Origin of the sequence: Pseudomonas taiwanensis DSM 21245 (assembly GCF_000425785.1) — a bacterium.
GTDB lineage: Bacteria > Pseudomonadota > Gammaproteobacteria > Pseudomonadales > Pseudomonadaceae > Aquipseudomonas > Aquipseudomonas taiwanensis.
The window spans coordinates 51,660-64,774 of record NZ_KE384452.1; the positions used below are offsets into that span (position 1 = coordinate 51,660).

At 63.4% G+C, this 13,115-nt stretch carries 10 protein-coding genes; all 10 read left to right on the forward strand.

Annotated features, from left to right (window positions below):
- The first annotated feature begins 127 nt into the window (after positions 1–127).
- Genes H620_RS0123635 through H620_RS26125 form a run of 10 tightly spaced genes read left to right on the forward strand, consistent with a single transcriptional unit; the run spans position 128 to position 12,983 of the window.
- Positions 128–1,657 carry a glycosyltransferase gene (locus tag H620_RS0123635; RefSeq protein ID WP_023381196.1) on the forward strand — a complete coding sequence of 510 codons (1,530 nt, stop codon included), beginning with the start codon at positions 128–130 and terminating at the stop codon, positions 1,655–1,657.
- Positions 1,658–1,689: 32 nt separating this feature from the next.
- Positions 1,690–2,853, forward strand: a complete 1,164-nt coding sequence (locus tag H620_RS0123640; protein WP_027908155.1) for a PilZ domain-containing protein — start codon at positions 1,690–1,692, stop codon at positions 2,851–2,853.
- Positions 2,854–2,872: 19 nt separating this feature from the next.
- Entirely contained in the window at positions 2,873–4,324 is a 1,452-nt protein-coding gene (locus tag H620_RS0123645; RefSeq protein ID WP_027908156.1) for an SEL1-like repeat protein, read from the forward strand.
- Complete coding sequence (locus H620_RS0123650; RefSeq protein WP_023381199.1) at positions 4,321–5,775, forward strand: alginate export family protein; 1,455 nt, start codon at positions 4,321–4,323, stop codon at positions 5,773–5,775. The genes H620_RS0123645 and H620_RS0123650 overlap by 4 nt, the downstream gene beginning before the upstream one ends.
- A 14-nt stretch (positions 5,776–5,789) precedes the next feature.
- Positions 5,790–7,217 carry an MBOAT family O-acyltransferase gene (locus H620_RS0123655; protein WP_027908157.1) on the forward strand — a complete coding sequence of 476 codons (1,428 nt, stop codon included), beginning with the start codon at positions 5,790–5,792 and terminating at the stop codon, positions 7,215–7,217.
- 9 nt (positions 7,218–7,226) lie between these two features.
- Positions 7,227–8,321, forward strand: coding sequence for an alginate O-acetyltransferase (locus tag H620_RS0123660; protein WP_023381201.1), 1,095 nt, complete (start codon positions 7,227–7,229; stop codon positions 8,319–8,321).
- Positions 8,322–8,339: 18 nt separating this feature from the next.
- Positions 8,340–8,978 carry an alginate O-acetyltransferase AlgF gene (locus H620_RS0123665; protein ID WP_023381202.1) on the forward strand — a complete coding sequence of 213 codons (639 nt, stop codon included), beginning with the start codon at positions 8,340–8,342 and terminating at the stop codon, positions 8,976–8,978.
- A gap of 28 nt (positions 8,979–9,006) precedes the next feature.
- On the forward strand, positions 9,007–10,407 hold the full coding sequence (locus H620_RS0123670; RefSeq protein ID WP_023381203.1) for an alginate O-acetyltransferase AlgX-related protein: 1,401 nt from the start codon (positions 9,007–9,009) through the stop codon (positions 10,405–10,407).
- A complete protein-coding gene (locus H620_RS0123675) occupies positions 10,398–11,525 on the forward strand; it encodes a polysaccharide lyase (RefSeq protein ID WP_027908158.1) in 1,128 nt (375 codons plus the stop codon). The genes H620_RS0123670 and H620_RS0123675 overlap by 10 nt, the downstream gene beginning before the upstream one ends.
- A gap of 3 nt (positions 11,526–11,528) precedes the next feature.
- Positions 11,529–12,983, forward strand: a complete 1,455-nt coding sequence (locus H620_RS26125; RefSeq protein ID WP_023381205.1) for a right-handed parallel beta-helix repeat-containing protein — start codon at positions 11,529–11,531, stop codon at positions 12,981–12,983.
- Positions 12,984–13,115: the final 132 nt, after the last annotated feature.

Below are 13,115 nucleotides of genomic sequence, written 5' to 3' on the forward strand. Positions count from 1 at the left end.
AGTTGCGTCCGGGGGCTGCTATGCGGCACTTCGCAGGCTCCGCCAGCACCCACAAGCCCCGAGTTCCGTCGACGAAATCACCTTCGTTGATCGACATCGGGCACCCGACAACAGGAGTTGAAGCTACATGGATCGACAGCAACAGCATCCCTTCGAGGCACCCGGCTACCTGCGTGCAGGCGCCAGCTTCTTCGCCTGGGCATGCCTGGCCGGGCTGATCGCGCTGGCGTCGGAGATGGTCGCGCCGCAGTACCTGGACCCGAACCATCACCTGTTCATCTTCATCATCGGCACGCTGGGCATGTGGCGCTACGGTAACGCGGTCGTCCACTACGTGCGCGGCATGTACTTCCTGCACCTGAAGTTCCCACGCCTGCGCCGCCAGGTCGAACGCATGGGCGATGCGGCCCTGCCCTCGCACCTGTTCATGGTGGTGACCAGCTTCCGCATCCCGACCCTGACCACCTTCAAGGTCTACCAGTCGGTGTTCCAGGAAGTGCAACGGCTCAAGGTGCCCTGCACGGTGATCGCCTCGATTGTCGAGAAAGGCGACGAGACGTTCATCAAGGACATCCTGCGCAACGAGGTCAAGGACCGCGACGATATCAGGCTGGTGATCGTCCGTGCACGCGGCACCGGCAAGCGCGATGGCCTGGCCCACGCCTTCCGTGCCCTGTCCCGGCAGATGCCGCTGGACGATGCGGTGGTCGGCGTGGTCGACGGCGACACCATGATGCTGCCCGGCTGTGTGGAGCGCGCGGTCAAGCTGTTCGCCCTGCTGCCGAATGTCGGCGGGCTGACCACCAACGAGTTCTGCGAAGTCGAAGGCAGCCGCTGGATGCGTCAGTGGCACTCAATGCGCTTCGTGCAGCGGCATATCAACATGTGCTCCATGGCACTTTCGCACCGGGTCCTGACCCTCACCGGGCGGCTGTCGTTCTTCCGTGCCAGCGTGATGACCGACCCCGAATTCATCCGCGACGTCGAGGCCGACTTCCTCGAACACTGGCGTCTGGGCCGGTTCCAATTCCTCACCGGTGACGACAAGTCGAGCTGGCTGAGCCTGATGCGCGCCGGCTGGGACACCTTCTACGTGCCCGACAGCCACACCCTGACCGTCGAGCACCCGCCAAGCGACAGTTTCTGGGTCGCCACCCGCCAGCTGATGTTTCGCTGGTACGGCAACTCACTGCGCCAGAACTTCCGCGCCACCGCCCTGCTCGGGCGTGCTCGCCTCGGGCTGTTCACCCTGTACGTCCTATTGGACCAGCGCATCTCGATGTGGACCTGCCTGATGGGCCTGACAGCTTCGGTGATGGCGGGGCTGATCTTCGGCATCCAGTACCTGCTGGTGTACCTGTTCTGGGTACTGCTCTCACGCAGCCTGGTGACCGTGCTGTTCGTCTTCGCCGGCCACCCGGTCAGCCCGATGTACCCCTTCGTTCTCTATTACAACCAGATCGTCGGTTCGCTGATGAAGGTCTACGCGATGTTCCACATGGACCAGCAAAGCTGGACGCGGCAGAAGACCACCCTGAGCACCGGCAACGTCGACTTCGACGCGACCCTCAACCGCTGGTCCTCGAAGGCGATGCTGTGCTCCTCGATCGCCATCTTCTTCGGGGTCATCACCGTTCTCCTCGAAGTCTCCCGATAACTCAACGCAACGTTAAGGAAAGGCGCCTGCACATGAGTAGCTCGAACATTCCCGTGGCCCCGGGCAAGACAGCGGCCAACATCGTTCATGAGGCGATCGACGAACGCCAGCATGTACGCACCCGCATGAACGCACGCGTGCGTTTGTCCGCCGCAGGTCAGGCAGCGTTCGAAACGGCCCTGCAGGACATTTCCCTGGGAGGCATGGGCCTGCGTCACGAAACGCCGCTGAAGATCGGCGCGCTGTACGACGCCTCGATCCGCCTGCGCCTGAACCAGGTCGACCTGAGCATCGACAGCAAGATCCGCATCGTCTCGCAGCGCGGCAGCGAAGTGGGCGCGCAGTTCGTCGAGCTCGACGCACAGAAGCGCGACATCCTGCGCTACCTGATCAGCGCCTACCTGTCGGGTGAAATCGCCGACATCAATGGCCTGTTCAACGTCATGCAACGGGAAAACTACATCAAGGAGCGCAAGCAGAAGTACGCCACGGCACGTACCCCCGGTGCCCGCCTCAAGGCCTTTACCGGCACCCTGCTGTACACCGCCGCAGGCTTGGCGGCGCTGGCCTTCGTCGGCTACAAGGGTTACCTGTTGTTCTTCCGCATTCCGGCCGCCCAGGCGCAGGTGTCCACCCACGCCCAGGTCATCAGCATGCCCGACAACGGCTACGTGAAGTACCTGCTGCCTGCCGGCGCCACCGAAGTGCAAGCCGGCCAGCCGCTGGCCAACGTGTCCACCCAGCTGGCAACCAGCTTCACCAGCCCGGCCGACATGAAGGCAGTGGCCGACCTCGCCCCGGGCGATCTGCAAGCCTTGCTAGGCCGCGCCACCCTCGAAACGGTGATCAACAGCCCCTGCGACTGCCAGGTGTACTACCCGACCCAACGCCTGGATGGGTACGGCTACAAGGATGCGCCGCTGATGCACCTGCTGCCCAAGGACCAAGGGCTCTTCGTGCGCGCCAATGTGCCGTTCGACAAGCTGGCCGATGTCGACCGCGTGCGCTCGGTGGACATGCAGGTGTTCGGCCTGGACCAGCACTACAGCGGCAAGGTGGTCGATGCCCGGGTCGATGAAGTCAATCGCAACCTGGCCCTGACGATTCAGCCAGACAGCCCGCTGCCAGCCTCGGCCTATCAGAAGGCAGTCGCGGTCGACCTGTACCTTGGCCTGCCCTTTGGCCGTGCCAATTGAGCCTGTCGAGGACAATGCCATGACCCTGATGACGCCCACGCGCTTGCTGCTGGCCAGTCTCACCCTGGCTTGTGCGGGCAGCGCGACTGCCGGCCAGAGCCTGGAGCAGGTGCGCTATGCCCTGTTCAAGGATCCCAGCGCCGATGTGAGCGCCGATTTGCGTGAACTGGCACGGCGCGGTGATCTGGCCAGTACGCTGCTGCTGGGCGATGTCCTGGCCAGCCGCGAGGATGTCAGCCGTCAGGAGGTGGTTGCGCTCTATCACACCGCGTTCGGCGATGGCCAAGGCATGGTTCCGGCACTGGCCTCGTTGGCCCGGCTGATCGACCGCACCCCCAGTCTTCGCGAAGCACAACGGCCATGGTTCGAGCGCGCCCTGACCCGCTACCAGAGCACACTCGACCCACGCAACGCCAGTACCACACTGGAAGTGTTCCTCACCTATCCGCAACTGGTGAGCGTCGACCAGGCGGCGGAACTGCTGGAACTTTACGAGCGCTCGTGCTTGCTCAACTGCCGCCCGCAGCTGTACCGGGCGGTGCTTGCCGAGCGCCAGGGCGACCAGGGCGCGGCCGAACGCTGGTACCGCGAGGCCGTGCGCTTCGATGCGCGCGCGATCGACCGCTACTACGCCTTCCTCGGTGATCGACAAGACCAACTGTTCCCGGCTTTCGCCACTTCACTGGAGGCGCAGCGCAGTCAATTACCAGTCGATATCGTGCACCGTATCGCCTCGCTGCTCGACAACATCGCCAGTGTTCAGCGCGCCGAGCAGGAAGCCGACCGTATCGAACGTCAGAGCCGCGAGCCTGACACGCCGCCCGTCGCACCGACGCCCGAACAGCAGGCCCGTGACAAAGCCCAGGCCGATGCCTTGGCGATCGCCACCGCACAGGTGCAACGCTGGCGTGACGAGGCCGTCGCCAGGGGCTTCGTCCCGGCCATGGTGTCCAAGGCCAACTTCATGATCTCCAACCCCACCGAGCACAACGCCGAGGAAACCCAGGCGCTGATCGATCAAGTCCGCCTGCGCGAGCCGATGCGGGCCAAGGCGTTGCAGGCCTCGTTCTACATGGTCAACAACTGGCTGACCCTGGACCCGGAGAAGGCCCGGGCCCTGATCGACGAACTGCGCGCCAGCCAGTATCCCGGTGCCGGCCTGCTGCTGGCCGACTACTACAGCAAGGGCGTGCAGGACCAACCCGACCAGGACAAAGCCCTGGCGCTGTTCCAGGAAGAGGCTGCCAAGGGCTCGACCGCCGCCTGGTACCGCATGGCCACGTTGCACGCCTATGGCCGCGCCCTTTGCCATGACCCGGTCAAGGCCTACACCTATGCGCGGATCGCGCTAGACCTCGGCGAGCGCAGCGCCCGTAGCTTGGTCCGACGCCTGGAAAAGACGTTACCCAAGGATGACATCGAGCGTGCCCTGGCCGCGCGCAACGATCTGCTGAAGGAGGCCACGCTGTGAAAACCCACCATCCCCTGTTCGCTGCCCTGCTCACCCTGACGCCGCTGTCCGTGGTCCTGGCCGCCGAAGAAATCACCGGCCCCGAAGCCGACAGCAACGCGCCGGTGCGTGTTGCCGCAGCCGATGGCAGCGAGCCGCTGATCACCTCGGAATTCTTCAACAAACTCACCGTGCAGACCGGCTACGGCCCGGAAGACTCGCAAGTCGGCAGCGATCGCGAAATGTTTTACAGCTTGCGCTACGAGCCATCATTTGCCTGGTATTCGCCCGAAAAGCGCTGGGCAAAATGGATGGTCTACGGCCGCCTGTGGCTCAACTACGACTCCAGCGAGTCGAGCAACCTGACCAACGAAGCCACCAACAGCAGCGAACGCGAACAGCCCGAGGGCTGGTACGCCGAGCTGCGCGAGCTGTACGTCAAGCGCAACCTGATCGGCGACGACCCGCGGTATTCCGCGTCACTTGGCCGGCAGCGCTTCTACGACGACTACGGCATCTGGTGGGACGACAGCCTGGAATCGCTGCGCTTCAACTACCAGGACACGTTCTCCGAGGCGTTCATCGCCGTTGGCCAGAAGTTTCACAACTACAACACCGATGTGAACAGCCTTGCCGATAGCGAAGCGCGCACCACCTACGTGATGGGTCAGTATGCCTACCGCTGGAGCCCGAACAACCAGGCCGGCGTGCGCCTGATGCACGAGAACGACCACAGCGGCCACGACGCCGAAGACCGCTACGACTTCAAGGGCCTGCGCTACGGGTTGTTCTTCAAGGGCGACAACCTGGGCCTGCCGGCGCTCAGTGACTACCACCTGGAGCTGGCCGCCCTGGATGGCAAGATGGACAACACCGACGGCAATGGCACGACCACAACTGGCCACGGCAGCAAGGGCTGGGCCGCCTTGGGTGAGGTCGGCAAACGCTTCGACACGCTGCCCTGGACGCCACGTATCGCATTGCGCGGCGGCCTCACCGACAAGCCAAGCGACGAGAACGATGGCTTTCGCCTCAATGCCATCCAGTCGGATCGCATCACCCGCAGCGGGTCCTACAGCACGCGCCTGACCAGCTCGTTCGTTGCCCTGGACCTGCGCAATCTCAGCTACTACGGCATCGCCGTCGAGACCAAGCCCACTCCCCGCAGCGCCCTGGACCTGCGCGTGACCCAGCTCGACCTGCGCGATGAAGACGGCACTTTGCCCATCCGCATGAACGGCGACCAACGGGCCGAGCGCAACCGTGCAATCGCCCAGGGCAGCAATGGCAATGGCCGCAATGTCGGGCAGATGGTCGACCTCAATTACTACTGGAAGATGTTTCCGCTGGCACTCGACGGCAAGCACCTGGATGTCAACGCACTGGTCAGCGCCAGTTACCTCAATGCCGGCAGTGCATTGGCAACCGGCGACGACTACCAGCTGAGCGTCGGCGTGGTCATCAGTTACTAAGGACGGGCAGCGCCATGATCTTCGCCTCCAACGTGTTCCTGTTTCTCTACCTGCCGCTGTTCCTGGCCGTGTATTTCCTGGCCAGGGCGCAGTGGCGCTCGACGGTGATCGTCGTCGCCAGCTACCTCTTCTATGCCTGGTGGCGACCGGACTTCCTGTTGCTGTTCGTCGGCATCACCTACTGGAACTACTGGTTCGGCCTGCGCATCAAGGCGCGCCTCGACGCGGCGGACAAACGTTGGGCGCTTCGTCTGCTGTGGATCGGTGTAGCCGGCAACCTCTCGACCCTGGGCTACTTCAAGTACGCCAACTTCGGCGCCGAAGTGCTGGCCCTGCTGCTGGCGCCACTGGGCATCGACACCTGGACCCTGGAAAACATCTTCCTGCCCCTGGGCATCTCGTTCTATGTGTTCCACGCCCTGAGCTACATCGTCGACATCTACCGCAAGGACGCCACGCCGACGCGCAATTTCATCGACTTCGCCGCCTTCGTCGCATTGTTCCCGCACCTGGTGGCCGGACCGATCCTGCGCTACAGCCAACTGGCGCCGCAGCTGCGCGAACGCACCCATTCGCTGGAGCTGTTCTCGCTGGGCGTGTGCCGCTTCATGCTCGGCTTCATCATGAAAGTACTGATCGCCGACCGCCTGGCGCCGATCAACGCGCTGTTCGTCAGCGAAGGCACCCTGCAGTTCAGCGACGCCTGGTTCGGCCTGGTGGTCTCCACCCTGCAGTTGTACTTCGACTTTGCTGGCTACAGCCACATGGCCTTGGGCCTGGCCTTGATGATGGGCTTTCGCTTCCCGGAAAACTTCAACCAGCCCTATGTGTCGCAGAGCATCACCGAGTTCTGGTCGCGCTGGCACATGACCCTGGCGCACTTCCTGCGCGACTATGTGTACATGCCCCTGGTACGCAAGCGCGTGGCCGGCGCATTGCCGGCGCTCATCTGGACCATGCTGCTGTCCGGGTTGTGGCACGGGGCGAGCTTCGCCTTCATCTGCTGGGGACTGTTCTTCGGCGTTGGCATGGTACTGGAACGCAAGTTCAACCTGGCGACCAAAGTCAGCACCCCATACCACCTGGGCCGCAACCTGCGCACCGGCCTGTTGATCGTGCTGAGCATGCCACTGTTCTTCACCATGGACCTGCGCCACAGCATCGACATCTACAAAGCGCTGTTCGGCTTCAACGGCTTCGGCTCGCTGGAGCTGTACGTGCTCGGCGCCTCGAAAATGGCCATGGCCTTCGCCCTGGTGGCCTTGGCCTGGCTGGTCCTGGCGGGCATCAACAATGTGCGCTTCTACGCTGGCAACAAGACGGGGTACTTCATGCGCCATGTCGGCGCGCTGCACAGCGTGTTGCTGTGGGGCGGTTTCCTGTTGGCGCTGAGCAGCCTGGCGGCCAATTCGTTCTCGCCCTTCCTGTATTTCCAGTTCTAGGAGACGGCCATGTATCCGGTGATGAATTCGGCCAGCAAGGCCAATGGCATTCTGTTCGCGCTGGCACTCGGGGCGATGTTCGTCTACTCGCTGCCACCGGTGTTCAGCTTCGCCCGCACCCAAAGCGATGCCTGGAACCTATTCGTCGACGGCAAGCTGCTACGCAAGTTCGAGCAGGTGTACGACAAGCGCTTCTTCCTGCGAGCCCCCTCCGTGACGCTGTGGGCCGACGCGCAGTTCCAGCTGTTCGGCGAAGGTACCAAAGGCGTGGTGCTGGGCAAGGATGGCTGGCTCTACACCAACCAGGAATACCGCGTGCCCAATGACCTGGACGCCAACCTGACGGGCCAGCTGGAGCAGATCGTCAAGGTCCGCGCGCAATTGGCCGAACACGGCAAACAACTGGTGGTACTGCCGCTGCCAATGAAGCTGGATGTGTATGCAGCGCACGCCGAGCATGCGTTCGACCCCAGGGTGACCGGCCTGTACGACCGTTTCGTAAGCGAGCTGCAACGACACCAGCTGGACGTGGTGCCGCTGCGCAGCGCGTTCCTGGCCAACCTTGGCGGCCCGAAGCTGTTCCTGAAATCCGACACCCACTGGAGCCCAGAAGGTGCGCGCCTGGCCGCCTACGAACTGGCACGTCAACGTCCGCAATTGCTGGGTGATCAGGTCTACCTCTCGCACCCGTCCGGGGAGAAAAGCATCAAGGGCGACCTGATGAACTACATCCAGTTCGACCATGCTCGCCTGGCGCCGCAGTTCGGAGCCAACCCGATCAAGCTGTACGAAACCCTCAAGGCCGAACAAAGCAGCGATGACCTATTCGCCGAGCAGGAGCAGAGCCTGCTGCTGGTAGGCACCAGCTACAGCAAGATCGACGACTGGAACTTCGTCGGCTTTCTCAAGGAGGCACTCAACCGCGACCTGCTGAGCATCGCCGTCGAGGCCCGCGGCCCGTTCGAAGCCATGAACCAGTTCCTGGCAAGCGATCAACTGGCCAACCCACAGATCGAAACGGTGGTATGGGAATTCCCCCTTCGCACCTTGCTCGCCCACCGTCCCGGCGCGCTCAGCCGCAGCGCCGTGCCCCAGCATTTCTGACGAATCAAGGAGAACCTGATGAAACCTGCTCACCTGTTTACCGCCGTTGTCCTGGCCACCGCCAGCCAGGCGGGCTACACCGCCGAAGGCAATGCCGACCTGTACGATGCAGTAGCCCCTGCCGATTCGGCCTTCGTCCGCGTGCTGAACCTCTCGGACCGCAGCATCGACGTCACGTTGAGCGGCAAGGTCAACCCGCAGAAGGTTGCGCCCGGCCAGCTCAGTGGCTACCGCTTCACCTCAGCCGGCAGCCACAAGATCGCGGTCGGCGGGCAATCCATCGAGCCGCAGCTGAAGGCCAACGCCGCCAGCACCGTGATCTACGACGGCAAGCAACTGAAGCTGATCGCCGACAAATACGTCAACGAGCCGAAGAAGGCACAGATCGCCTTCTACAACCTCACACCGGCACAAGCGGCGCTCAAGACCGAGGACGGCAAGCACGTGGTCGTCGACCCATTGGCCAACGGCCAGACCGGCAGCCGCATGGTCAACGAGCTCAAGATCGGTTTCGCCGCCTATGTCGCCGATCAGAAGGTGGCGGAATTCGACGATCAGTTCCTCAAGAAGGGTCGCTCGTACAGCTATGTGCTGCTGCCCCAGGGCAACGGCTACCGCAGCATGACCCAGGCCAACAGCATCGACCCCACCGAGTGACGCCCACGCTGCAAGGATGGATAGGTACATGAAGACCCTAGTAAGTGTGTCTCTAAGCGCAGCCCTGGCCCTGCTGAGCCTGCCTGGCCAGGCCGCACAGGCGCCAAAAGCCGGCTGTGAGAACCTGCGGTGCATGGTCTGCCCGGCGCTCAGCGACCCACAGCGTTACACCGAGGGGCGCATGAAGCTGATGCGCGAAATCGTACCCGGCAAGGACCGCTGGCTATTCCGCTCGGCGGTGGACCTGACCAACGACTTCGGCATTCCCGCCCCTATGCGCCCGGAGTTCGCCCGCTTGATGCAGGCCTTCCAGCGCCAGGGCATCCACGTGGCCATGGCGGTCCAGCCCACCCGCGGGCTGATGCACCGCGACAAACTGCTCGAAGGCCAACTGCACGGTTTCGACTATGCCCAGGCCAGCGCCCACCTCAGTGCCTACCTTGGCCAGTTGCGCCAGGGCGGTGCGGTGGTGGCGCCGATGATGCAACTGGTGCAGCAGCCGCCTCAGGGCGAGTACTTCTTCCGCCGCGACCACCACTGGACCCCGGCCGGCGCCGAAGCCACTGCCAGACTGATGGCCGAAGAGATCCGCCGCCAACCGTTCTACGGCGAGTTGACCAAGAAGCAGTATCGCACCGAGCCTGGGGTAATGGTGCCCAAGGATGGCACGCTGAACCTGGCGCTGAGCAACATCTGTGGCAACAACTATGGCTTCCAGTACGTGCGCGGCTTCCAGACCATCCCGGTGGCCGACAGCGCCGATGCGCTGTTCGACGAAGCGCCAGACCCGCAAGTGATCCTGGTGGGAGACAGCAACGCCGCTGCACGTGAAGACGAGAGCAAGCAGTTCAATTTCGACGGCTACCTCAAGCAATACCTGAGTGTGGATGTACTCAACTATGCCCTGCCGGGTGTCGGTGAGGACGGCTCGCTGCTGGCGTACCTGCTGTCGGAAGACTACGACCCCAAGGCCCCGCCCAAGTTGATCGTCTGGGAACTGCCGGCCAACTACCGGCTTGATTCGCCGTTGATGTATCGCCAGTTGGTGCCGGCGGTTCAGGGCGGCTGCTCGGCCAACAGGCAAGTGTTGGGGTCGAAGTTGCAACACCCGGCGCTGAAGGTTGGCGAGCGCATCGAGCTGCTGAGCAACGCGGGCAGTTCGCGCCAGTCGTTGAGTGGTTCGAAGGGGTTTCTCGACATCCGCCTGAGCGACAAGAACATCAAGGACTTCTACATCATCGTCTATTACGACAATGGCGCGCGCGACAAGGTGTGGTTCCGTCGCGAGGCAGCCGTCAGCGGCGGGCAGTACTACCTGGAACTGAGTAAGGACCCAGCGTTTGCCGGGGCCAACTTGCTGTCGGTGTTCATGGAACCGACCAAGGCGGGCACTGCGGCCACCGAGGTGGAGACTCGTCTGTGTCTTTGAAGATGCTCATCGGGGCTGCCTCGCTGCTTCCCCTGGCCCTGCTCCCCCCCCAGGCTCAGGCAGCCCAGTCGATCTGGCCTGCGCATCCCACGCCACAAGCGGCCATGATCGCCGACTACCACACCCTGGCCTGCAGCAAGGAGCCTCCGCCGCCCTATACCGGCAGCCTGCGCCTGCAGAGCAAGTACGACCAGCGCGACGTCAGCAAGTCGACCCTGCGCAGCAGCCCCGATGCAGGCAGCGAACGCATCGGCAAGCAGGTCAAACAGTTCGTCGGCGGGCTGATCTACGCCGGCAAGCGTTTCCAGCGGGCGAAAAAGCCGCAGGACGCCAACATGGCCCTGGCCTGCCAAGACCAATGGCTGCAAGACTGGGCCGAAGCCGGCGCACTGCTCAACCCGGATGCCAGCGGCACAGGCATGGCCGCGCGCAAATGGGCTTTGGCGGCAATGGCCGGAACCGTGCTGCTGACCCAGTCAGCCAGTGACGGCAAGGTGCGACTGAGCGAGGCTCAGCAGTCGTGGTTCACTCGCCTGGCCGAATTGGTGATCCACGAGTACGACCCACGCCGCGATGCCCCAGGCGTGTACTTCAACAACCACGACTACTGGGCTGCCTGGGCCGTAGCCGCCACCGGCATGCTGGTCGGGCGCGACGACTTCATCCAGTGGGCCGACGGCAACCTACGTCGTGGCCTGGCCCAGGCGGTGCGTTCCCGCGATGGCAGCTACGCCTACCTGCCGCTGGAAGTGGCGCGGGCCAAGCTTGCCGCCACCTACAGCCAGTACGCCTTGGTACCCCTGGTATTGCTGGCTGAATCGGCGCGCGTCAACGGCCTGCCGTGGAGCGCCGACGACCAACAGACCTTGGACCTTCTGGCCAACTTCGCCGCTCGCACGGTGCTTGACCCACGCGACCTGCCCGAACTCGAAGGCCAGTCCCAGGCGGATGTAGCGCCGTACAAACTGGCCTGGTTGATCCCGTTCCTGCAGCGCAATCCCGGCCACGCCCTGGCGCGCCAGCTGTACGACAGCGAAGACGGCGATGTGGACAACTACAGCCAGCTCGGCGGCCCTATCAAACCGTTTTACCCCTCATTGCCCGGATCAAGGAACTGACCCATGACTGCCCTCGCCCGCTTCCCCCTCGCCTGCCTGGTCACCTTGGGCCTGGCCGGCACTGCCCAGGCCGCCAGCCAGACGCTGACGGTCAACTACACCTTGACCACACTGACCCAGGAGCAACGCACGCACAAGGTCGACCAACTGCGCCAGCAGGTGCGCGAGGCAGTGACGTTCCATCAGGCAGAACGCCCGCGCCCGGCGGGCCGCGCTAGTGTCAGTCTGCAACCGATGTTCTCGTCACAGGCCGGCAGCTGGCCCTTCGAGCCATTCGTCAACAACGGCCTGTTCCGCGCCATCGCCGGCTACCAGGCGCATCATCCTCAGGTAGTGCTGGTGCGCGCGGGCAGCATCACCCTGGCGCAGTTGCACGATGCGCTGAACGATACGCGCATCCTGAGGCGCTACAAGGACGGTTACCTGCTCAGCTACCCGCTGATGATCGGTGCCGACGCCGGGTTGGTGTTGGAGGGCACCCGCCTTTACTTGTCGAGCCATTCGGGCACAGCGCTGATCAACCAGGGATGGCTGGGGTTGAACCAGTCCAGCCTGCAAAGCCTGGCCGGTGACCGACCAGGCAACACCGACCGCGCCTGGCGGCCGTTCGTGGTGGCCTGGGCCGGCAGCCATACCCAGGTGATTGGTTCGACCCTCAAGCGCCTGGGCTACAACGCCAACCTGTCCCGCGGACTGACCACTGCCCTAAGTGCCCAGCAAGCCGCGAACACACCTGCCGCCACGGTGATCATCCGCGACAGCCACTTCAGCGAGATGTCCAGCGCGGTGGAGTTGCAGCACAGCCAGGCGACCATCACCGCCAGCCAGTTCGAAAAGTCGCAGCAATACGCCATCGACGTGCGTGACAGCCAGGTCAAACTGCAGGACAACCAGCTACGCGGCATCGACAACAACAGCGGCGTGCGCCTGCGTGGCCAGACCCGCGCCCAGGTCGATGGCAACCTCATTCTGGGTGCGGCAAAGGCGGCCATCGAAGTCAGCGAACAACAGGGCGCGGTGCTGCTGGCCGGCAATCGCATGGGTGACAGCCGAGGCAATGGCATCCAGTTACGCAACCTGGCACCCACCACCGCTGCCCCGCTGGTCGTCGAAGATAACCTGCTGGCCAGTAGCCAAGGCAGCGCGGTGGATGCCAGCGAAGTCAGCGCCTTGGCACTGCTCGACAACCGCATCGGCAATACCCAGGAGTATGCCGTCAGCCTGCGCAATGCCACACCGCTGGCAGGGCCGCTGGTACTCAGTGGCAATCGCCTGGGCCAGGTCGGCAAGGCACTGGTACGGGTCGAGGGGATGCGGGATGTCGTGATGGGCGCTAACCGTTTCGAAGGTAAGCCCTTGTTGCAGAATTTATTGATCGGGGATCTGCTGCCGGTGCAGGGGCAGTTGCTCGACGCTACGGTTCGTCAGGGGGCGACGGTGCAGGTGCAGCAACAGTGAGTCCAGGCATGTGCGGGGCTTCGCCTTTTCTATGCCACCTTCAAACTCGCCCACATGAAAAGGTCACACGGCATATAAGAGCGCGCCCTATCATTTTTACCAGTACCCCTTGGATACTTCTTTCGCTACATT

Coding starts and splice junctions, on each gene's coding strand:
- H620_RS0123635 (WP_023381196.1), top strand. CDS start 128: ATGGATCGACAGCAACAGCATCCCTTCGAGGCACCCGGCTACCTGCGT.
- H620_RS0123640 (WP_027908155.1), top strand. CDS start 1,690: ATGAGTAGCTCGAACATTCCCGTGGCCCCGGGCAAGACAGCGGCCAAC.
- H620_RS0123645 (WP_027908156.1), top strand. CDS start 2,873: ATGACCCTGATGACGCCCACGCGCTTGCTGCTGGCCAGTCTCACCCTG.
- H620_RS0123655 (WP_027908157.1), top strand. CDS start 5,790: ATGATCTTCGCCTCCAACGTGTTCCTGTTTCTCTACCTGCCGCTGTTC.
- H620_RS0123660 (WP_023381201.1), top strand. CDS start 7,227: ATGTATCCGGTGATGAATTCGGCCAGCAAGGCCAATGGCATTCTGTTC.
- H620_RS0123665 (WP_023381202.1), top strand. CDS start 8,340: ATGAAACCTGCTCACCTGTTTACCGCCGTTGTCCTGGCCACCGCCAGC.
- H620_RS0123670 (WP_023381203.1), top strand. CDS start 9,007: ATGAAGACCCTAGTAAGTGTGTCTCTAAGCGCAGCCCTGGCCCTGCTG.
- H620_RS26125 (WP_023381205.1), top strand. CDS start 11,529: ATGACTGCCCTCGCCCGCTTCCCCCTCGCCTGCCTGGTCACCTTGGGC.